Raw genomic sequence first — 20,890 nt, 5'->3', positions numbered from 1 at the left:
CCGGAGTGGGGCCGGGGTGTGGGATACTCGCGGTGGCCGCTGGCCGACGGGCACACGTGAGAGGTGGCGCTCGCGGTCTCGTGGCCCGGTGGTGTGCTGCACATCCTCCACACGCGTCGCCGCTGCATGCGGCTCGACGACGTGGCGGGCGGCCCGATGTCGCGAACGTGGCCAGCGCTCCGCCGAGTAGACCTTCAGCCGTGTGCGGCGCCCGGACAACCCCGGCGCCGTCGCGGTGCCGGGCAAGGATTCCCGCTGCTGGTGACCACCACGGCGGAACGAACAGAAAGGGGCCCCTGCGCGGCCGCGTCGAGCCGGTGAAAGCCTGCCGACGCGCCCGGGGGCGGAGGAGATATATGTCGAACGCGGACACACCCGCCGTCACCGGCGGGAATACCGCCACACCCATCGCAGGCCAGCTGGCCGAACTGCCTCCCCGGATCCGGGTGCACGCCCTGGCGAAGCTCCTGGGATCCAACAGCCGTGAACTGATGGCCAAGCTCGGTGAGCTCGGCGAGACCGTCCGCAGCGCGCAGTCCAGCGTCACCCGCGATGTGGCCATCAAGCTCGCCGAAGCCCTCGCCGGCGGAGACGAGCCCGAGACCCCTGCGGCACCGGCCGCCGAGGCCGCCGACGTCGAGGCGCCCGTCGCTGAGACGCGCGTCACCGAGGCTCGCGTCAGTGAGACCCCGGCCACGCCCGAGCCGGAAGCCGCCAAGGCCCCCGAAGCCGTCAAGGCCGAGTCGAAGCCCGAGGTCAAGGCAGAGAACGCTCCGCAGGCGGAGGCTCCTTCTCGGCGCGTTCCGCCCGCGCTGGCCGCCCCGGTGACGCCGGAGCCGCCGCAGCGGACGACCCGGCCGTCGAAGGCCGCCGTGCACGTTCCCGTGTTCGCGGCGCCGTCGCCGGTTTTCCTGCCGCCGGAGCCCGTCACGGCGAAGCCCGTCCGCAAGCCGGAGCCGGCCTTCACCGAGACCGAAGAGACCACGTCCGACGAGGACGAGACGCAGACCGAGCAGTCCGACCGCCAGGGCGCCGACGACGACGGTGACGACGCCAACGGCCGTCGCCGTCGCCGTCGCGGACGTCGCGGCCGTGGCCGCGGCAAGGGCGGCGACGAGAACTCGGCCGACGTCGAGAACGAGGACGAGCAGGCCGAAGAGCCGCGAGCCCCGCGCGGCCGTCAGCAGCGCGCGAAGGACAAGGACACCAAGGACAACGAGCCCGAAGAGGCCGAGTCCGAGAACGCCGAAGAGGCTTCCGCCGAGTCCGATTCGGACAATGACGGCGATTCCGACGGGGGCAGCAAGCGCCGTCGCCGTCGCCGTCGCCGCAAGGGCGGGGACGACGACAACGTCGAGTCCACCACCGACGACCCGCCCAACACGGTCGTCCACGTGCGTCAGGCCAAGGCCGCCGAGACCGAGCGCCCCGCCCGCGACGAGGTGCGCAGCGTGCGCGGCTCGACCCGGCTCGAGGCCAAGCGTCAGCGCCGCCGTGACGGCCGCGAGGCCGGTCGTCGTCGCGCGCCGATCCTGTCCGAGGCCGAGTTCCTCGCCCGCCGCGAGTCGGTCGAGCGCGCCATGGTCGTCGCCGAGAAGGGCGACTCCACGCAGATCGGCGTGCTCGAGGACGGCGTGCTGTGCGAGCACTTCGTGACCTCGTCGGGCACCGGCTCGATCGTCGGCAACGTCTACCTGGGCCGTGTCCAGAACGTGCTGCCCTCGATGGAGGCCGCCTTCATCGACATCGGCCGCGGCCGCAACGCCGTGCTCTACGCCGGTGAGGTCGACTGGGACGCCGCCGGTCTCGAGGGCAAGGCCCGCAAGATCGAGCAGGCGCTCTCCACCGGCGACTCCGTGCTGGTCCAGGTCACCAAGGACCCGGTCGGGCACAAGGGGGCCCGGCTGACCACGCAGATCTCGCTGCCGGGCCGCTTCCTGGTGTACGTGCCCGCCGGCGGTGCCACCGGTATCTCCCGGAAGCTGCCGGAGAACGAGCGCCGCCGTCTGAAGGACATTCTCAAGCGCATCGTTCCCGAGGACGCCGGTGTGATCATCCGCACCGCCTCGGAGGGCATCAGCGAGGAGGAGCTGGACCGCGACGTCCGCCGCCTCAAGGCGCAGTGGGACGTCATCAAGGAGAAGGCCGAAGCGGGCGGCACCGGCAAGAAGAGCAGCGCCCCGGTCATGCTCTACGAAGAGCCGGACCTGCTGGTCAAGGTCGTGCGCGACCTGTTCACCGAGGACTTCGCCAAGCTGGAGATCCAGGGCGACAAGGCCTGGGACACCATCTACAACTACGTGCAGCACGTGGCGCCGGACCTGGCCGACCGGGTCAAGCGGTACACGGGCACCGGTTCGGCCTTCGCCGACCACCGCATCGACGAGCAGATCACCAAGGCGCTCGACCGCAAGGTCTGGCTGCCTTCGGGTGGTTACCTGGTCATCGACCGCACCGAGGCGATGACGGTCATCGACGTCAACACCGGCAAGTTCACCGGTTCGGGTGGAAACCTCGAAGAGACGGTGACCAGGAACAACCTGGAGTCGGCGGAGGAGATCGTCCGCCAGCTCCGGCTCCGGGACATCGGCGGCATCATCGTCATCGACTTCATCGACATGGTGCTCGAATCCAACCGTGAGCTGGTGCTGCGCCGTCTGACCGAATGCCTCGGCCGGGACCGCACCCGCCACCAGGTCGCCGAGGTCACCTCGCTCGGCCTGGTGCAGATGACCCGTAAGAAGATCGGCACCGGGCTGCTCGAGGCGTTCTCGACGCCGTGTGAGCACTGCAAGGGCCGCGGCGTGGTCGTCTCGACCGAGCCGCAGCGCACCGCCGGCGGCGGCAACGGGCACAACCACGGTGGTGGCAACGGTGGTGGTGGCGGCAAGGAGCAGCAGCAGGGCTCCCGGCGTTCCCGCAACCGCGGCAAGGGCGAAGAGCAGCAGCAGGCGCCGCAGGCCCAGCAGCAGCCCGAGCCCGCCGCGCCCAAGGCCGACGCCCCGCAGCCCACCCCTGAGCAGCGGGAATCGGTGGTCACCGCGGTGCAGGCCATGGCCAACGCCGCCTCCAAGGCGGTCAAGGGCGACCACCCGAACGATGTCACCGAGAACGTCGAGGGTGCCGCGCTCAACGGCCACGCTCCGGCCGCCGAGCGGCCCAGCGAGTCCGCTGAGCCGGTCGAAGCGGCGACGGGGCCCGTTTCCCGGGAGACCGTCGAGCAGGCGGCCGAGGCGGCCGCTGAGCCGGTTTCCGAGCCGGTCGCCGAGGCGCCCGCCACGGAACTCGCCGGTGAACCGGTGACGACGCCGGACGACGAAGCCCCGGCGGAGCGCGAAGAAGAGATCGCGGTCGTCGGGGAAACCGGTCCGGAACCCGATGCCCCCGAGGTCCCGGTGACTCCTGAGACCGTTGCGACACCTGAGGTTTCCGAAAAGCCCGCCGAGCCCGAGGCTCCGGCGGCGCCGGAGGAGAACGAACCCGACGTGGACGTCCCGGCCCCGGCCGGGCGCTCCACCACCCGCCGTCGTCCGCGACGTGCGGCCTCACGGCCGGCCGGTCCCCCGGTCAAGGCGTCGGAAAAGAGCTAGTGAACACCGAGGGGCACCCCGGTGTGATCGCACCGGGGAGCCCCCCGTAACCTGTAGAGCGGCCCGCCATTAGAGGCGGGCACCTTGCGCAGACCTTGGACCGCCGAGAGAGATCCGGTGGGCCGGTCACGCAAGCCCCCACCCGTTGTCGAGTAAGCAGGAGACTTCCGTGTCGGCGTACGCGATCGTCAAGACTGGCGGCAAGCAGTACAAGGTGGCCGTCGGCGACGTCGTCGAGGTCGAGAAGCTCGAAGGCGAGCCGGGTACCGAGCACACCTTCCCCGCAGTCCTTTTTGTGGACGGTGGCGACGTCACCACGGACGCCGACGCGCTGGCGAAGGTCTCGGTCACCGGCAAGGTCGTCGAGCAGACCAAGGGTCCGAAGATCCGGATCCACAAGTTCAAGAACAAGACCGGCTACCACAAGCGCCAGGGTCACCGGCAGAAGCTGACCCGCGTCGAGGTCACCGGCATCTCCAAGTAGGACTTTCTCCGGATCTTCGTCAGAAAGAGGACTGAGCTATGGCTCACAAGAAGGGTGCGTCCAGCTCCCGCAACGGTCGCGATTCGAACGCGCAGCGCCTGGGCGTCAAGCGGTTCGGCGGCCAGGAAGTCAACGCGGGCGAGATCCTCATCCGCCAGCGTGGCACCAAGTTCCACCCCGGTGTGAACGTCGGCCGTGGCGGCGACGACACGCTGTTCGCGCTGGCCGCCGGTGCGGTCCAGTTCGGCGAGAAGCGTGGTCGCAAGACGGTCAACATCGTGCCGTCCGAAGCCTGAATTTCGGCTTCTAGTTAGAACCTCTGACGAGGGGTGGGCCGGAATATCCGGGCCCACCCCTCGTTTGTTTTATGTATCCCCCTTCTCAAGAGTGAAAGAGGCAAGTCATGGCGTCCCGTTTCGTGGACCGCGCGGTGATCCATCTGACCGCCGGTGACGGTGGGAACGGCTGCGCCTCGGTGCACCGCGAGAAGTTCAAGCCCCTCGGCGGCCCGGACGGCGGCAACGGCGGCAACGGCGGCGACGTCCTGCTGATCGTCGACCCGAACGTCCACACGCTGCTCGACTTCCACTTCCGCCCGCACGCCCGCGCCGGCAACGGCAAACTGGGCCAGGGCGGCAACCGCGCCGGCGCCGCGGGGGAGACGCTGGAGATGCGCGTCCCGTCCGGCACCGTCGTGATGACCGAGGACGGCGAGATCCTGGCCGACCTGGTCGGCCCCGGCACCACCTTCGTCGCCGCTCAGGGCGGCCGTGGCGGCCTCGGTAACGCGTCGCTGGCCTCCAAGGCCCGCCGCGCGCCCGGGTTCGCGCTGCTGGGCGAGCCGGGGGAGAGCCGCGACCTCGTCCTGGAACTGCGTTCGGTCGCCGACGTCGGCCTGCTCGGCTTCCCGTCCGCGGGCAAGTCGTCGCTGATCTCGGTGCTGTCCGCGGCCAAGCCGAAGATCGCCGACTACCCGTTCACCACCCTGGTGCCGAACCTGGGCGTGATCACCGCAGGATCGACCGTGTTCACCATGGCCGACGTCCCCGGCCTGATCCCCGGCGCGAGCGAGGGCAAGGGCCTCGGCCTCGACTTCCTCCGTCACATCGAGCGGTGCGCGGTGCTGGTGCACGTCATCGACTGCGCCACCTTCGAGCCCGGCCGCGACCCGCTGTCCGATATGGACGCTCTCGAAGAAGAACTCGCCCGCTACACGCCGAGCCTCGGTGGGAACCTCGCCGACCGGCCGCGAGTGGTGGTGCTCAACAAGATCGACGTCCCGGACGCCGCCGAACTCGCCGAGTTCGTGCGCCCGGAACTGGAAGCCCGCGGGCTCAGTGTGTTCGAGATCTCCACGGCGTCGCGGCAAGGCTTGCGGGAACTGACCTACGCGCTCGCCGCCGTGGTCGAGAAGTACCGCGCCGAGCAGCCCGAGCCGGAGCCGGAGAAGGTCGTGCTGCGGCCGATGGCCGTCGACGACGCCGGTTTCACCGTCGAGATCGACCCCGAGGAGGACGGCGCGTTCATCGTGCGCGGTGTCCGTCCGGAGCGGTGGATCCGCCAGACGAGCTTCGGCAACGACGAGGCCGTCGGCTACCTCGCGGACCGGCTCCAGCGGCTCGGTGTCGAAGAGGCGCTGGCGAAGAAGGGCGCCGTCCCGGGAAGCCCGGTCACCATCGGCGACGTCCAGTTCGAGTGGGAGCCGTCGACGCCCGCCGGTGTCGCGGTGCACCTGTCCGGCCGCGGCACGGACGTCCGGCTGGAGAACAACAACCGGATCGGTGCCTCCGAGCGCAAGGAAGCCCGCCGGATCCGCCGCGACGGCCCGGACGACGAGTGAGTTCCACCCGTGAGGCGATCGCCGCGGCGAAACGCGTGGTCGTCAAGGTCGGTTCGTCCGCGCTGACCACCGCCGGCGACGGTCTCGACGTGGCGCGGCTGGACGCGCTGGTCGACGCGATCGCCGAGCGGGTCTCGCGGGGGACGCAGATCGTGCTGGTGTCCTCAGGTGCGATCGGCGCGGGACTCGCGCCGCTCGCGCTCGGGAAGCGACCGCGTGACCTCGCCACCCAGCAGGCCGCCGCCAGTGTCGGACAGCTCGCGCTCGCGCACGCCTACGCCGAGTCGTTCGGCCGGTTTTCCCTGACCGTGGGCCAGGTTCTGCTGACCTCGGACGACGTCGTGCGCCGCTCGCACTACCGCAACGCGCAGAACACGTTCACCCGCTTGCTGGCTCTCGGCGCGGTGCCCGTGGTCAACGAGAACGACACCGTGGCCACCGAAGAAATCCGCTTCGGCGACAACGACCGGCTGGCCGCTCTGGTGGCCCACCTGATCGGCGCCGACGCGCTGGTGCTGTTGTCCGATGTGGACGGTCTGTACGACGGGGATCCCCGCGACGGCGCGACTCGCAAGATCGCCGAAGTCGCTGGAGAGTCCGATGTGGACGGAATCACCGTCGGCATGTCCAGCTCCGGGCTCGGCACCGGTGGCATGGTCTCGAAGCTCGCCGCCGCCCGCACCGCGGCCGGTGCCGGTATTCCCGTGTTGCTGGCCGCCGCTTCCGAGGCCGCCCGCGCCCTCACCACCGCCGAGGTCGGCACCGCCTTCGCCGCCGCGGACTCACGCCTTTCGGCCCGGCGCTTCTGGCTCGGCTACGCCGCCGGCGCGTCCGGCGAACTGCATCTCGACGACGGCGCCGTCACGGCCGTCGTCCGGCGTCGCCGCTCCCTGCTCGCCGCCGGGATCACCGGCGTCGACGGCGACTTCCAGGCAGGCGACGTCGTCGATCTCGTCGATCCCCAGCAGCGCACTGTCGCCCGGGGTGTCGTCGCCTTCGACGCCGGCGAACTGCCCGACCTCATCGGCCGTTCCAGCCACGACCTGCCCGCCGAACAGCGGCGCGAGGTCGTCCACGCCGACGACCTCGTCCCCCTGCACCGCTAGGGCACCAGCCCCGGCCTGACCGCGATGTCCTGGAGTTGAGGCCCGGAGAGCGGCGGCTCGGCACTTTGCACCGGTGGGCGGAACCCGTCGCCGGTATCCAAGACGCCACTGTTGTTGCTGATGAGGGTGATCGTGGCGGTCGGCCCGCTGAGCATGGTCGTGTGGACGATCAGGCCCTCGGGGGTACGGGAGGTCAGCTCCAGCAGGATGCCTTCGGCGATCCGTCGTGAGGTGCAGGAGTCCGCCTTCGGGATGTTCTCGGCTTCGCAGCTCGCCATCCCGTAACCGAGTGGCGGGCTGATCCGGACGTAGACCGAACCCGCGCCGCGGTCGTCACTCACCCGGACGCCCAGGAAATAGAACGTGGACGCGGCGGCTGTCTCAGGGAACTGCTTGCTGTACAGCAAGAACGGATCCGACGGCGGGATCTCCTCGGGCAGCGTGAGCCTTTCGATCCGCACCCCCGGGGCGAGCCGGGACCGGACGGCGGCGCCGACCGTGCAGCTCATGCGGGTGATGACCTGCTGCGCGGTCTCGCCAGGCGACTTCGTTCCGCAGCGGTCTCCCGCGACGGGTCCGTCAGGCTGCGGTGCGATGACCGCGAAGGTCACCCCGAGAGCGGCCACCACGGCGAGCGCGGCTCCCGTGATACCGGCTGAGAGGCGACGTCGCCGCGATCGGCGACCCGCGGCGAGGACGCCTTGCTCGGTCAGCCCGATCGGCGGCTCCGCTTCGGTCACGTACTCCGTCAGCGCGGAGCGGACATCGAGGTCATCCATGACTACTCCTTGCCTGAGGGGGAGGGGAGGACGGCGCGGAGTGCTTCGACCCCGCGGGCGGTCTGGCTCTTGACCGTCCCTTCGGCGACACCGAGCAACGAGGCCACTTCGGCGACCGAAAGGTCCTCCAGGAAGCGAAGGACGACCATCGCGCGCTGGCGCGGTGTCAGGCCGGAAAGTACTCGTTCGAGGTCGATCCGGTCGTGACTGTCGTAGCCCGTCGGCGCGGTTCTTTCGGGAGGTGCGGACATCACCAGTTCGCGGCCGCGTTTCCGCTGTCCGGCGAGGAAGGCGTTCAGGAGGATCCGGCGCGCGTAGGCGTCGACGGTGTCCGGCCGGACCCGCCGCCAGTGTCGGTACAACTGGACGAACGTCGCCTGCACCAGGTCTTCGGCGCCGTGCCAGTCGCCGCACATACCGAACGCCAGCCGTCGGAACCGCTGGACCCGTGCGGCGAAGTACTCACTGAAGTCGGCGTCTCTCGGCTTCCCCACCGGCCACCTCCCCATCGTCTTCCTGCCCGTACTAGCCGTCGGGAGGGCCGGAAGGTTCAAGCGATCCTGGAACCGGGGGAGCAGGGGACCTTTGCTATCACTTTCGCGGAGTGGCGAGGTGGCCGACGAGTCGCGCCAGCTGGTCGCCGTAGGCCTCGGCGAACTCGGCCGAGTTCGGGTCCTGTCCCGTGACCGCCCGCACGACGCGGGGGAGCGCCAGCCCCGCGCTGGCCGCGGCCATGAAGATCAGCAGCAGGAATTCCGGGTCGAGGTCGGCGGGAAAGTCGCCGGCGGCCTGGCGCGCCCGGACGTAGTCGACCTGTCGCTGGAGGAACCCGCGCTGGCCTTCGACCCCGATCGCGTCGGGCGCGCCGTCGGTCAGGTTCTCCCAGAGGAACAGTTTGGCGAGGTCGTGGTCGCGGACGCCGGACTGCGCGAAGAAGCGCACCACCTCGGCGAACGGCTTGTCGTGCTCGGAGGCCGCGACGTAGTCGTCGTACATCGTCGCGGTCAGCGCGTTGTACAGCCCCTCCTTGCCGCCGAAGTAGTACGAGATCAGCTGTTTGTTCACACCCGCCTTTGCGGCGATCTCGCTGACGCGTGCCGCCGCGTAACCCTTCGCGCCGAACTCGGACTTCGCCGCTTCCAGGAGTTGCGCTTTCGTGCGCTCGGGGTCGCGCTGACGGTCGACGGGGGCGCGGCGAGGACTGCGCGGGGCGGCTTCCGACATGAGTTCACCTTAGCCGCTGACTCTTTCAAACGTCTGGTTGACTTTATCATCCACCTGGTTGATAGTGGTCGGCGGAGAGAGGAGATCGAATGACCATCAGGATCGCGATCATCGGGGGCGGCACGGGTGGGCTCTGCCTGGCGCAAGGGCTGCTCAAGGCGGGCGTCGACGTGTCCGTCTACGAGCGCAGCCGCACCCGGACCGAGCGACTGCAGGGCTATCGCGTGCACATCAATCCGCACGGTTCGGCCGCTTTGCACGAATGCCTGCCCGCCGAGCTCTGGGAACGGTTCTTGGCCACCACCGGCACCACGAGCGGGGCGTTCACGTTCGTGACCGAGCGGTTGAAGGACCTCATGGTGATCGACAGCGAGCTCACCTGGAGCCCGGATCCCGCGTCGAACCACCATTCGGTCAGCCGGATCAGCCTGCACCAGGTGCTGTCCGACGGGCTCGACGGAGTCCTGCACCACGGCAAGGAGTTCGTCGGCTACCGGCGGGAGGGCGAGGTGGTCGTCTGCGAGTTCGCCGACGGGAGCGCCGTCGAGGCCGACCTGGTCATCGGCGCGGACGGGGCCAACTCCCGCGTGCGCAAACAGTTCCTTCCCGAGGCCGCCCGCGTGGACACCGGGATCATCGCGATCGCGGGCAAGCATCCGCTGACCGGCGAGGCCCGCAAGCGTTTGCCCGCGCGGCTCACCGATGGTCCGAGCATGGTGATGCCGCGCACCGGCGCGGGCCTGTTCAGCGCGCCGCACGAACTGAACGGCGTCACATCGGTCAACGACGAGACCCTCGACTACGACCCTGTTCTGTTCGACAACACCTCGAGCTACATCATGTGGGCCTTCGCGGCCGACAACCGGCGTTACCCGGACAACGTGTCCTCATTGGACGGTGAAGCACTACGAACCCTGGTGCTGGACCTGATCGGCGGCTGGGATCCCGCGTTCAAGGAACTGGTCGCCGGTTCGCCGGCGGGATCGGTCTCGCGGCTGCCCATCTTCACGTCGAAGCCCGTCGAGCCGTGGCCGACGAGCAACATCACCCTGCTCGGCGACGCGATCCACAGCATGACGCCGTTCCGCGGTATCGGCGCGAACACCGCGCTCCGGGACGCGCAACTGCTGTGCCGCAACCTCGTCGCGGCTCGGAAGACCGGCGCGACGCGCACCGCGGTGGCCGGCTACGAGCAACGGATGCGGGACTATGGTTTCGCGGCGGTGCGCGACTCGGAGCGCAGCGCGCGCCAGTTCGTGTCGGAGAACCGGGCGGGCCGCACGATGGCGCGGAGCATGTTCCGGTTCTTCCAGGCTGTTCCGCCCTTGAAGCGCAAGGTCTTCAGCGACCACGGTGACTCATAGCCTGTCGGGAGTGGAGATGCCGGGCAGGGACAGGCCCAGCGTCAGCATCTTCGACGTGAGCTCGGCCAGCAGAAGCCGTGAGTCACAGCTTGTGGGGGACATACCCGGCGGTCGCCGCGCCGAGCGCTTCGGGAACCGTCCGCGCACCGGCGAGCGTAGTCCCGCTCGCGATCGCCGGAAAGGTCGGCGTATTCGATCGCGCCGATCCCGATCGCCCTGGCGACCTCTTCCTTGACTTCGGGGGAGAGGTCGTCGCGGCCGTCGATCGCCTCGGCGGTGTGGGACACCGTCGGCGACGGAGTTTTCAGCGCAGGTCGCTGCCCTTGGTCTCCGGCAGGGTCCGGATGACGAAGAAGGCGATCACCGCCCCGGCGGCCACGTACCAGAAGAACAGCGTCGACAGTCCGGCGTCCGAAAGCGCGGTGAGCACCAGGGGAGCGGTGCCGCCGAACAACGCGACGGTCAGGTTGTACCAGGCGCCGATGCCGAGCCCACGCAGTTCGGTGGGGAACAGTTCGCTCATGATCGCGGGCGCGATCGACGTCATCGCCGTGTACAGACAGAGCCCTACGCAGAACACGATCATCAGACCGGGTAGCCCCGGCCGGACCAAAGTGGACAGTGGGACGATGAGGATCGCGGTCGCCGCCGACCAGACCAGCAGTTGCGGCTTCCGGCCGAACCGGTCCGACAGGGCGCCCATCGGGTACTGCAGTGCCACGAACAACGCCGTCGCGATCGACAACGCGAGGAACACGTCGACGTCGTCGGCCTTGCGGGTCTTGACCGCGAAGGACGTCAGCGCGCTGAAGAACGTGTAGTAGCAAAGGGTCGACAGCATCGAGAAGCCCACGAGCTGCACCACCGCGCGCGGGTGCTCGCGCAGCGTGGTGCGCAGCGGCCGTTCCACCCGGCGCGCGGTCGACTTCTTCTCCTCGAAGATCTCGGTTTCGGCGAGACTGCGCCGTAGCCACAGGCCGATGATGCCGAGGACGCCGCCGAGCAGGAAGGGGATCCGCCAGCCGTACGCCGTCAAGTCCGCTTTGGACATCGTCCGCGCGAGCACGAAACCGAGGATCGAGGCGAGCAGGACGGCGGAACCGGTCGAGATGTAGAAGAAGGCGGAGTACCGCCCGCGGCGGGTGGGCGGTGCGATCTCCCCCAAGTAGGCCGAAGCGTTGGAGACCTCGCCGCCGAGCGACAGTCCCTGTGCCACCCTCGCCAGCAGCAACAGGATCGGGGCCAGCCAGCCGACCTGGTCGAACGTCGGCAGGAGGCCGATCGCCACCGAACCGCCCGCCATCAGCACGATGGTCAGGATCATCGCGGGCTTGCGGCCCTTGATGTCGGCGAAACGGCCGAGCAACATCCCGCCGAGTGGCCTGAAGAAGAAGGCCAGCGCGTACGTGGCGAAGGTGTTGATCAGCGCCAGCGCCTCGTTGCCCTTCGGGAAGAACTCGCTGGCGAAGTAGATGCTGAAGGTCGCGTAGATGGTCCAGTCGAACCACTCCAGCGCGTTCCCGACGCTGGCGGCGAAGAGCTTCTTCACCGGGAGCCGATGCCCCAACCGCTCCGTCGTTGAGTCCGCCATCGGCACCTCCGTACTCGCGCGTGGACGGAACCTTGCCAGAAAGTCCTCGTGCGGGAAAGAACCTGTCGAATGCCGGGATCGGTTTACGGCCCCGGATTCACGAGGTGCTGGCGAGGGCGAACGGCAGGACGCTCCGCGCGCCCGCCTGGCGCAGCAGACGCGCCGACAGCGTCATGGTCCATCCGGTGTCGATCAGATCGTCGACCAGCAGGACCGGCCCTTCGGCCGCGGCGACCCGGGCGGCCAGGTCCTCGGGGAGGCTGAGCCGCTGCCACAGGTCGGCCAGCCGTTGCGCGCTGTTCGCCTGACGCGGGGGCGGACCCGCCGAGGCGATGGCGCCGAGGTACTCCAGCCGTCCGATCGACGCCAGCTTCGTCGCCAGGCTGTGGACGAGCCGCGGCCGGGTGGCGGACGGCACCTCCACCACCGCGACCGGGCGCTCCGTCCATTGCCAGCCCTTGAGTACCTCGATGCACGCCTGGAAGACCGGATCGGGAAGCTCGGCGTCCGCCGCGGACGTCCCGACGAGTTCACGCAGCCGGGTGCCCCAGCCGACGTCGGTCACCCGGCCGACGACCTGGCCGGTCTCGGCCTGATCGCCCGCCGGCAACCGCCCGGAGAGCGGGACGTCCAGTCCGGCCATCCCGGTCGGCCACATCTTCCGCGGTGCGACCTCGACCCCCGGCCGGCGAAGGCGTTGCCGGGTGGCGTCGACGACGTCGTCGGAAATCGTGGTGTCCCAATGCTTTCCGGTGCAGTTGTCGCATCGGCCGCAGGGCACCGCTTCGGGATCGTCCAGCTGCTGCCGCAGGTACTCCATCCGGCAGCCGGTGGTTTCGAGATAGGCGAGCATGGCGTTCTGCTCATTGGTCCGCGCCGCGCTGACCCGTGCGTAACGTTCCTTGTCGTAGCGCCATTCCTCGCCGGTGCCTTCCCAGCCGCCCTTCACGCGGCGGACCGCGCCGTCGACGTCCAGCACCTTGAGGACCATCTCGAGTCGTGATCGTGACAGTTCGACGAAGGGTTCGAGAGCGGGCGTCGACAGTGGACGGTCGGCGTAGGCGAGCGCGTTGAGCACCTGCGTCACCCGCAGCTCGTCCGGGAAGGCCAGTGAGCCGAAGTACGCCCAGATGTCCTTGTCCTCATGGCCGGGCAACAGGATCACCTCGGCGCGATCGACACCACGTCCGGCGCGGCCGACCTGCTGGTAGTACGCGATCGGTGAGGACGGGGCGCCGAGATGGACGACGAATCCGAGATCCGGCTTGTCGAAACCCATGCCCAGCGCCGAAGTGGCGACCAGGGCCTTGACGTTGTTGTTCAGCAGATCGTCTTCGGCCGCCTGCCGGTCCGCCGGATCGGTCTTCCCGGTGTACGCGGCGACCGGATAGCCGCGCTCCGTCAGCAGCCCCGCGACGTCGTGCGCGGCCGCGACGGTGAGCGTGTAGATGATCCCGGACCCCGGCAGTTCCTCCAGGTGCTCGGCCAGCCACGCGAGCCGGGCCTGCGACGTCGGCAGCTTGGCCACCGACAGATGGAGGCTTTCGCGGTCCAGAGTGCCGCGCAGGACGAGGGTGTCGCCGCCGTTGCCGATGCCGAGCTGCTCGGCGACGTCGGTGGCCACCCGGTCGTTCGCCGTCGCGGTGGTGGCGAGCACCGGGACGCCCTCGGGCAGATCCTTCAGCAGGGTCCGCAGCCGCCGGTAGTCCGGCCGGAAGTCGTGGCCCCAGTCCGAGATGCAATGCGCCTCGTCGACCACGAGCAGGCCGGCGCTCGCGGTCAGCTTCGGCAGGACCGTGTCCCGGAAATCGGGGTTGTTGAGCCGTTCCGGGCTGACCAGCAGGACGTCGACCTCGCCCGCCGCGATCGCGGCCTGGACCTGATCCCACTCCTGCGGGTTCGCGGAGTTCATCGTCGCCGCGTGGATGCCCGCCCGCGCCGCCGCGGAGATCTGGTTCCGCATCAGCGCGAGCAACGGCGAGATGATCACGGTCGGGCCCTCGCCGCGTTCTCGCAGCAGCGCGGTGGCCAGGAAGTAGACCGCGGACTTCCCCCACCCGGTGCGCTGCACGACGAGCGCGCGACGGCGGTGTGCGACCAGCGCCTCGATGGCCGTCCACTGGTCGTCACGCAGCCGGGCGCCATCGCCCGCCAGCGCCCGGAGGAGGGTTTCGGCGCGGTCCCGGAGAGTCGATGTGTCCACGTTCCCACCTCTACCCCATGCCACCGACGAAGTCTCGATCGGCATCTCGTGAACGGACCGTTCATCCAGGGAACCGACTGTAATGTGACCCAGATCACCACCGGTCGGTGGGTCCGGCGACCCGAGCGGGACCGCTCCGCCGGTGTATAGGCTCACGACCCATGTCACCACGCCGGATCGGGGTCATGGGCGGCACCTTCGACCCCGTGCACCACGGGCACCTCGTCGCGGCCAGCGAGGTCCAGTCACGGTTCGCGCTCGACGAGGTCATCTTCGTGCCCACCGGCCAGCCGTGGCAGAAGTCCGACCGCGTGGTCACCCGCGCCGAGGACCGCTACCTGATGACCGTCATCGCGACGGCGTCCAACCCGGTCTTCTCGGTCAGTCGCGTCGACATCGACCGCCGCGGCCAGACCTACACCGTCGACACCCTGCGCGACCTGCGCGCGGAGTATCCGGACGATCAGCTGTTCTTCATCACCGGCGCCGACGCGCTCGAACAGATCCTCACCTGGCGCAACGCCGACGAGCTGTTCGACCTGGCGCATTTCATCGGCGTCACCAGGCCGGGGTACCGGCTCAATTCCCAGCATCTGCCGAGCGGGAAGGTGAGCTTGGTCGAGGTGACCGCGATGGCGATCTCGTCCACCGCCTGCCGCGAGCGGGTCGAAGGCGGGGAACCCGTCTGGTACCTCGTGCCCGACGGTGTGGTGCGCTACATCGCCAAAAAGGACCTCTATCGCAAAGGCCGCGGTGCCTGACCAGGTACCCTCGTCGGGCGCACTTGCGAGAAAAGACATCCGTTAAGGAGAACTGTGACAGCCACGTCCGAGGCACGAGAGCTGGCCGTAGCGGCCGCCCATGCGGCGGCGGACAAGAAGGCGAGCGACGTGGTCGTGCTGGACGTGTCCGACCAGCTGGTGATCACCGACGCCTTCGTGATCGCGTCCGCGCCCAACGAACGCCTGGTCGGCGCGATCGTCGACAACGTCGAGGAGCAGTTGCGGCTCGGCGGGCACAAGCCGGTCCGCCGCGAAGGCGCCCGTGAGGGCCGCTGGGTCCTGCTGGACTACGTCGACGTCGTCATCCATGTCCAGCACCAGGAGGAACGCTCCTTCTACGGTCTCGAGCGGCTCTGGAAGGACTGCCCGCGGATCGAGGTCGCCGGTCTGGAGACACCCGCCGAGGAGGACCCCGCCGACGCGCAAGGCGCCTCGTGAGTCCGCGGCGGCTGGTGCTCTGGCGCCACGGCGAGACCGACTACAACGCGGCGGGCCGGATGCAAGGGCATCTGGACTCCGCGCTGACGCCGGTCGGCTGGAACCAGGCCCGGTTCGCCGTGCCCGCGCTCGCCAGGTTCTCGCCGGATCTGGTGATCGCCTCGGATCTGCGCCGCGCGACCGACACGGCCACCGTGCTCACGGAGGCCATCGGCGTCCCGCTGCGCATCGACAAACGCCTTCGGGAAACCCATCTGGGTGAATGGCAGGGCTTCACCGGCCAGCAGGTCGACGAGGCCTACCCCGGCGAACGTGCGCACTGGCGGGTCGACGCGACCTGGGCCCCGCCCGGCGGCGAGTCGCGGGTCGACGTCGCCGAACGCGCGCTGGAGGTCGTCGCCGACCTCGACCAGCCCAACTCCGCGGCAGGCGACACCGTCCTGCTGGCCACGCACGGCGGTCTGATCATCGCCCTGACCGCGAAGCTGCTCCGCCTGCCGGTCTCGTCCTGGCCGGTCCTGGGCGGGATCGCGAACTGTCACTGGGTCGAGCTAACCCGCCGCGACGGGAACTGGCGACTGGCCGCCTACAACGCGGGAATCACCGGCTGATTCATGGCTCCGCGCCTGCTCGTGTTCGGTGACTCCCTCAGCTTCCACGGCCCGGAAGGCCCGCTCGCGGCCGACGACGCGCGCCTGTGGCCCAACATCGCGGCCAAGGCACTCGGCGGCGGTACCGCCGACCTCGTGGCCGGGTTCGGCTGGACGGCTCGGGACGCTTGGTGGTCCCTGACCGGGGACCCGCGTGTCTGGGCCGATCTCCATCACGCCGACGCCGTGGTGCTGGCGGTCGGGAGCATGGACACGCTGCCTTCGCCATTGCCCACCTATCTGCGTACCGGCCTGCGCTATCTGCGGCCCGATCCGCTGCGGCGGGTGGTGCGCAAGACGTATCTGGCCGCGCAGCCGCGGCTCGCCGTCGCCTTCCGGGGGCGTCCGGCGGTCCTTCCGGCGAAGCTGACCGTCCGCTACCTCGACGAAGCCGTCGGAGCCCTGCGAGTGTTGCGGCCGGAACTGCCGATCTTCGGCATGCTGCCGTCCGTGCACCGATCCGACTCGTACGGCCGCGTCCATACCGCCCGTGCCGGCGCCGCCGCGGCCTACGCCGACTGGGGACGTCGCGCGGACGTCCCCCTTCTCGATCTCGAAGCCGTCGTCGGCGAGCACGTGCTGAGCGGCCGGGGAAATCCGGACGGGATGCACTGGGGCTGGGAAGGACATGCCGCCGTGGGCGCGGAAATGGCCCGCCTTATGGCTCCGTTGCCGCGCCCCGCGGCAACGTAGGCTGGCTGCCGTGTCGGTCGCCGTAGTCACGGATTCCACCGCCCACCTGCCGGAAGGCTTCGCCGAACGGAACGGGATCCGGGTGGTCCCGTTGCACGTCCTCGTGGACGGCGTCGTTTTCCTCGACGGCGTCGAGATGGGCCCCGCCGCCTTGGCCGAAGCACTCGGCAAACGACGCATGGTGACGACGTCCCGGCCGACCCCCGCCGAGTTCGTCAAGGAGTTCCGCGCGGCGCTGGCCGAGGGCGCGGACGCCGTCGTGTCGGTCCATCTGTCCCGCGAACTGTCCGGGACCTGGGAGGCGGCGGTGCTCGCCGCGCAGGAGGTCGGCCCGGACAAGGTGCGCGTGGTCGATTCGCGGAGTACCGCGATGGGGCTCGGTTTCGCCGCCCTGCGCGCGGCGAGCGCGGCCGCGGACGGGGCCGATCCGGCGGAGGTGGAAGCGGCCGCGGTCGACGCGGTGAGTCGTTCGGAGACGCTGTTCGCCGTCGAAACCCTCGAATACCTGCGACGCGGCGGCCGGATCGGCCCGGCGGCCGCCCTGCTCGGCACGGCGCTCGCGGTGAAACCCGTGCTCCACATGTCCGAAGGCAAGATCCAGCCGCTGGAAAAGGTCCGGACGATGAATCGCGCGGTGGCGCGACTGGTCGAACTCGCGGTGAAGGCGGCTGACGGCGGACTCGCCGACATCGCCGTCCACCACCTGGCCTCGCCGGAGCGTGCCGTCGAACTGGCTAATCGTCTCGAAGAGTCGATCAGCTGCCCGGAAGGATGCGTGGTGTCGGAGATCGGCGCCGTCATCGGGGCCCACACCGGCCCCGGCGTGCTCGGCGTCGTGATCCAGCGGGCGGGCTAGGACAAAACCGCCAGCGTCCCATACGGCCCCGACGGAAACCGGCGATCCGGTGTCGGCCGGGGCCGAGTTGTCCACAACACCCCACTTGTCCACAGCCCCGGGATTCGCCACTGCCGCCCGCCGCCCCCGCTCCGTAACGTCGATCACGTGTTCGACCAGACCGCCCGATCGCCGGGCTCCTCCGCCAACGCCAGGCTGGCGTGGCTGACCGCGCAGCTGGCGCCGCCCACCCAGGGCCCGCCCGCGGGCAGGCTCGTACGCCGCTGGGTGCCCACCCGGTTCACGGCGGACGGGATCCCGGTGAAACGGCGGTGGTTCGCCGTGGCGGCCGTCCTGATCGCGGTGGCCGCGATCGTGATCGGCTCGGTCGCCTTGTTCGGACACCGGCCAGGGGCGGAGACCCCGCCGCCCCTGCCGTCGGCCAAGGCCGCCGGAGACGCCCCCGCCGCGGCGGCCAAAGCGCCTCTGGTGGTCAGCGTCGTCGGCCGGGTACGCAACCCCGGCCTGGTCACGATCCCTTCGGGCGCACGGGTCGCCGATGCCCTCACGGCGGCCGGTGGGGCACAGCCCGGAACGGATCTGACCGGGCTGAACCTGGCCAGGCGGCTCACCGACGGCGAACAGGTGGCCGTCGGTGTTCCCGGACCCGCCGCGGCGGGTCCGGGAACACCACCGGGGAAGCTCGACCTGAACACGGCCACGGCCGAGCAACTCGACACCCTGCCCGGGGTCGGCGAAGTGATGGCGAAGCGCATCGTCGACTGGCGGTCCGGGCATGGTGGGTTCACGACGGTCGAGCAACTCCGTGACGTAGAAGGGATCGGCGAAAGCAAGTTCCAAAAAGTCCGGGAATTGGTGTCCGTCGGATGAACCCGTCCGCCGATCCGTCCGAAATGGACACCGCGTCGTGGCGAGGTCAAGACCTGCGGCTGATACCGGCCGCGGCGACGGCCTGGCTCGGCACCCTTTCCGGGCTGCTCGGCGGCTGGTGGATCACGATGCTCTGCGGTGCGGCCGCCGTGGTGCTCGCGATCGCCCTCGGCGTCCGTGCCCACCGGCGGGCGTCCCGGTGGGTGGCCGGTCTGGGTGCCCTGGCGGTCCTCGGGGTGCTCACCGCCGGCCCGGTGGCGCTGCGGATCCGGGCCGCCGAGCACGACGACCTCCGTGCCGCCGCCGCACGGGGGACCGAGGCCACGGTGAGGGTGGTGGTCACCGAGCGGCCACGTCCGGTCCGCGGCGCCGGATACGCCGATCGTCAGGCGGGTACCCGCCTGGTGGTCGTCGCCGCGACGGTGGACGCCGTGGCCACAGGGGAGGGAGCGGTGGATTCGGCCGGCCGGATCCTCCTGCTCGCTCCCGGCGAGGGGTGGACCGGCCTGCTGCCCGGGCAGCAGGCCACCGCCTCCGGCCGGCTGGCCCCCTCCAAGGGGGCGGAACTGACGGTCGCGGTCCTCTCGGTGCGAGGGCCGCCGTCAGGCCTCGGGCCGGTGCCCTGGTGGCAGCGAGCCGCGGAATCGCTGCGCGCCGGGCTCCGGGAGTTGTGCGCCGTCCTCCCGGAGGAGCAGGCCGGTCTCGTGCCCGGACTGGTCGTGGGGGACACGAGCACACTGTCCCCGAGGGTCGAGCGGGAATTCACGGATTCCGGCATGTCCCATCTGATGGCCGTGAGCGGTGGGAACGTGGCGATCGTCTGCGGCTCGATCCTTCTCTTGCTGAGGGCACTCCGGGTCGGTCCGCGGACGTCCGCCGCCGCGGCCGCGGCGGGGCTCGCGGGGTTCGTGGTCCTCGCGGGGCCCGCGCCCAGCGTGCTCCGCGCCGGGGTGATGGGGGCCGTCGGGCTGCTGGCGCTCGCCCTGGGGCGGCGGGGTTCGGCTTTGCCCGCACTGGCCTTCGCGGTGGCCGGACTCGTCATCGTCGACCCGGCGATGGCCGCCGACTTCGGTTTCGCGCTGTCGGTGCTGGCCACGGCCGGGCTGGTACTGCTGGCGCCGAGGTGGGCCGAGTGGCTGGTCGCGCGCGGCGTTCCGTCCGGCTACGCCGAGGGACTGTCCGTCCCGCTGGCCGCGTTCGTGATGACGGCACCGGTCATCGCGGGTATGGCGGGGACGGTCAGTCTCGTCTCGGTGGTGACCAACCTGCTCACCGCGCCGGTGGTCGCCCCGGCCACCGTGTTCGGCGTGCTCGCCACCGTCGTCGGACCGTGGTGGCCGTCGGCGGGCAGAGCGCTGGTCCGTCTCACCGAGCCCGAAGCGAGCTGGCTGATCACGGTGGCCCGCCACGGCGCCCGGGCGCCGGGAGCCGTCGTGGACTGGCCGGGTGGCTGGTGGGGCGGGCTGTTGGCGGCCGCGTTGCTCGTGGTGCTGCTGATCGCCGTCCGGCTGCACCACGCGAGGATCCTGCTGGCGATCGCCTTGGCCGGTGGCCTGCTCGTCTTCGTCCCGGTGCGGGTACTGGCCCCGGCGTGGCCACCGGCGTCATGGAGCGCTGTCGCCTGCGATGTCGGGCAGGGAGACGCTGTCGTTCTCGCCACGGCGGAGCAGGGGAGGGCGGTACTGGTCGACACCGGTCCGGAGCCGGGGCCGGTCGACGAGTGTCTGAGCCGGCTCGGTGTGGACCGTGTGCCGCTGATCGTGCTGAGCCATCTGCACGCTGACCACATCGGCGGTCTCGAGTCCGTTTTCGAAGGCCGCTCGGTCGGGGCGGTCGCCGTCGGGCCGGGCCGGGCACCCGCGTGGGCGTGGCAGCAGGTCGCCGACGAGACCGCACGTCGCGGTATTCCCTTGCTGGAACTGGGGATCGGGCAACGGCTGGACTGGCCGGGGCTCTCGTTGGAGGTGCTGGGGCCGCGCTATGTCACGCGGCGATCGGCCGTCGAACAGGACGGCACGGTGATCAACAACGGTTCGGTGGTCCTGCGTGCCGGGACCCCGGCGGGCCGGATGCTGCTGACAGGTGACGTCGAACTCGCCGCGCAGGCCGACCTGATGGCCGAAGGCGCGGACCTGCACGCCGGGATCCTCAAGGTGCCGCATCACGGAAGCCGTTACACGGCACCGGATTTCCTCAACGCCGTCGCACCACGGGTGGCGTTGGTGAGCGTCGGCGCCGGCAACACCTACGGCCATCCGAACAAGTCCACTTTGGACAATCTGACGGCCGTCGGCGCGTCGATCGCCAGGACGGACACGGACGGGGACACCGCTGTCGTCTCGGACACGCGAGGTCTCGCCCTGGTCCGCAGGGGTGAGCCCCGCGGCCCGCCTCGTTCCTGAGGCGGGCCGGGCGGGAAC

Annotated in this window: 18 protein-coding genes; 13 read left to right on the top strand and 5 right to left on the bottom strand. The window is 70.2% G+C overall.

The genetic code is table 11. The features are described 5' to 3' along the window. The first annotated feature begins 356 nt into the window (after positions 1–356). The 5 genes from H5J31_RS15445 (at position 357) to proB (ending at position 7,020) form a co-directional block, all read left to right on the top strand. Positions 357–3,590, top strand: coding sequence for a translation initiation factor IF-2 N-terminal domain-containing protein (locus H5J31_RS15445; protein ID WP_181773262.1), 3,234 nt, complete (start codon positions 357–359; stop codon positions 3,588–3,590). Positions 3,591–3,759: 169 nt separating this feature from the next. Then, positions 3,760–4,074 carry a 50S ribosomal protein L21 gene (rplU, locus tag H5J31_RS15440; protein ID WP_005158538.1) on the top strand — a complete coding sequence of 105 codons (315 nt, stop codon included), beginning with the start codon at positions 3,760–3,762 and terminating at the stop codon, positions 4,072–4,074. Between the two features lie 38 nt (positions 4,075–4,112). Beyond that, entirely contained in the window at positions 4,113–4,370 is a 258-nt protein-coding gene (gene rpmA / locus H5J31_RS15435; protein WP_086846674.1) for a 50S ribosomal protein L27, read from the top strand. 107 nt (positions 4,371–4,477) lie between these two features. Continuing rightward, on the top strand, positions 4,478–5,914 hold the full coding sequence (gene obgE, locus H5J31_RS15430; RefSeq protein ID WP_181773261.1) for a GTPase ObgE: 1,437 nt from the start codon (positions 4,478–4,480) through the stop codon (positions 5,912–5,914). After that, positions 5,911–7,020: a glutamate 5-kinase gene (gene proB, locus H5J31_RS15425; protein WP_181773260.1), complete on the top strand. Its 1,110-nt coding sequence runs from the start codon at positions 5,911–5,913 to the stop codon at positions 7,018–7,020. Before obgE ends, proB begins: the two co-directional genes overlap by 4 nt. Here proB and H5J31_RS15420 read toward each other — a convergent pair. The 3 genes from H5J31_RS15420 to H5J31_RS15410 form a co-directional block, all read right to left on the bottom strand. Next, a complete protein-coding gene (locus H5J31_RS15420) occupies positions 7,017–7,799 on the bottom strand; it encodes a hypothetical protein (RefSeq protein WP_181773259.1) in 783 nt (260 codons plus the stop codon). The two genes, proB and H5J31_RS15420, sit on opposite strands and share 4 nt — an antisense overlap. Positions 7,800–7,801: 2 nt before the next feature. Next, positions 7,802–8,293 carry a SigE family RNA polymerase sigma factor gene (locus H5J31_RS15415; protein ID WP_328701494.1) on the bottom strand — a complete coding sequence of 164 codons (492 nt, stop codon included), beginning with the start codon at positions 8,291–8,293 and terminating at the stop codon, positions 7,802–7,804. Between the two features lie 97 nt (positions 8,294–8,390). Further along, positions 8,391–9,023: a TetR/AcrR family transcriptional regulator gene (locus tag H5J31_RS15410; protein ID WP_181773257.1), complete on the bottom strand. Its 633-nt coding sequence runs from the start codon at positions 9,021–9,023 to the stop codon at positions 8,391–8,393. An 89-nt stretch (positions 9,024–9,112) separates the two neighbouring features. Here H5J31_RS15410 and H5J31_RS15405 point away from each other — a divergent pair, with 89 nt between their 5' ends. Further along, a complete protein-coding gene (locus H5J31_RS15405; protein ID WP_181773256.1) occupies positions 9,113–10,387 on the top strand; it encodes an FAD-dependent oxidoreductase in 1,275 nt (424 codons plus the stop codon). Between the two features lie 304 nt (positions 10,388–10,691). On the opposite strand, the gene H5J31_RS15395 is transcribed toward H5J31_RS15405, so the two are convergent. Both H5J31_RS15395 and H5J31_RS15390 read right to left on the bottom strand, forming a co-directional pair. After that, positions 10,692–11,978 (bottom strand): MFS transporter, encoded by a 1,287-nt coding sequence (locus tag H5J31_RS15395; RefSeq protein ID WP_181773255.1) that lies wholly within the window; start codon positions 11,976–11,978, stop codon positions 10,692–10,694. Positions 11,979–12,075: 97 nt separating this feature from the next. Further along, positions 12,076–14,181: a RecQ family ATP-dependent DNA helicase gene (locus H5J31_RS15390; RefSeq protein WP_181773254.1), complete on the bottom strand. Its 2,106-nt coding sequence runs from the start codon at positions 14,179–14,181 to the stop codon at positions 12,076–12,078. Positions 14,182–14,342: 161 nt separating this feature from the next. Between H5J31_RS15390 and nadD the strand changes: the two genes are divergently transcribed. The 7 genes from nadD to H5J31_RS15355 all read left to right on the top strand — a co-directional run bounded on the left by nadD (position 14,343) and on the right by H5J31_RS15355 (position 20,872). Further along, the gene (gene nadD, locus H5J31_RS15385; RefSeq protein WP_181773253.1) at positions 14,343–14,942 is read left to right on the top strand and encodes a nicotinate-nucleotide adenylyltransferase; all 600 of its coding nucleotides are present in this window, start codon (positions 14,343–14,345) and stop codon (positions 14,940–14,942) included. A gap of 54 nt (positions 14,943–14,996) precedes the next feature. Beyond that, the gene (rsfS, locus tag H5J31_RS15380) at positions 14,997–15,401 is read left to right on the top strand and encodes a ribosome silencing factor (protein WP_181773252.1); all 405 of its coding nucleotides are present in this window, start codon (positions 14,997–14,999) and stop codon (positions 15,399–15,401) included. Further along, the gene (locus H5J31_RS15375) at positions 15,398–16,012 is read left to right on the top strand and encodes a histidine phosphatase family protein (RefSeq protein WP_181773251.1); all 615 of its coding nucleotides are present in this window, start codon (positions 15,398–15,400) and stop codon (positions 16,010–16,012) included. Before rsfS ends, H5J31_RS15375 begins: the two co-directional genes overlap by 4 nt. Positions 16,013–16,015: 3 nt before the next feature. Next, positions 16,016–16,744 carry a diglucosylglycerate octanoyltransferase gene (gene octT / locus H5J31_RS15370; RefSeq protein WP_181773250.1) on the top strand — a complete coding sequence of 243 codons (729 nt, stop codon included), beginning with the start codon at positions 16,016–16,018 and terminating at the stop codon, positions 16,742–16,744. A 10-nt stretch (positions 16,745–16,754) separates the two neighbouring features. Further along, positions 16,755–17,600: a DegV family protein gene (locus tag H5J31_RS15365; protein WP_181773249.1), complete on the top strand. Its 846-nt coding sequence runs from the start codon at positions 16,755–16,757 to the stop codon at positions 17,598–17,600. A 147-nt stretch (positions 17,601–17,747) separates the two neighbouring features. After that, on the top strand, positions 17,748–18,470 hold the full coding sequence (locus H5J31_RS15360) for a helix-hairpin-helix domain-containing protein (RefSeq protein WP_181773248.1): 723 nt from the start codon (positions 17,748–17,750) through the stop codon (positions 18,468–18,470). Beyond that, positions 18,467–20,872, top strand: a complete 2,406-nt coding sequence (locus H5J31_RS15355; RefSeq protein WP_181773247.1) for a ComEC/Rec2 family competence protein — start codon at positions 18,467–18,469, stop codon at positions 20,870–20,872. The genes H5J31_RS15360 and H5J31_RS15355 overlap by 4 nt, the downstream gene beginning before the upstream one ends. Positions 20,873–20,890 lie beyond the last annotated feature (18 nt).

It is taken from the genome of Amycolatopsis pittospori (assembly GCF_013870525.1).
GTDB classification, from domain to species: domain Bacteria; phylum Actinomycetota; class Actinomycetes; order Mycobacteriales; family Pseudonocardiaceae; genus Amycolatopsis; species Amycolatopsis pittospori.
Note: the sequence above shows the minus strand (reverse complement) of the source record. Positions and strands in the feature narration are given on the sequence as shown.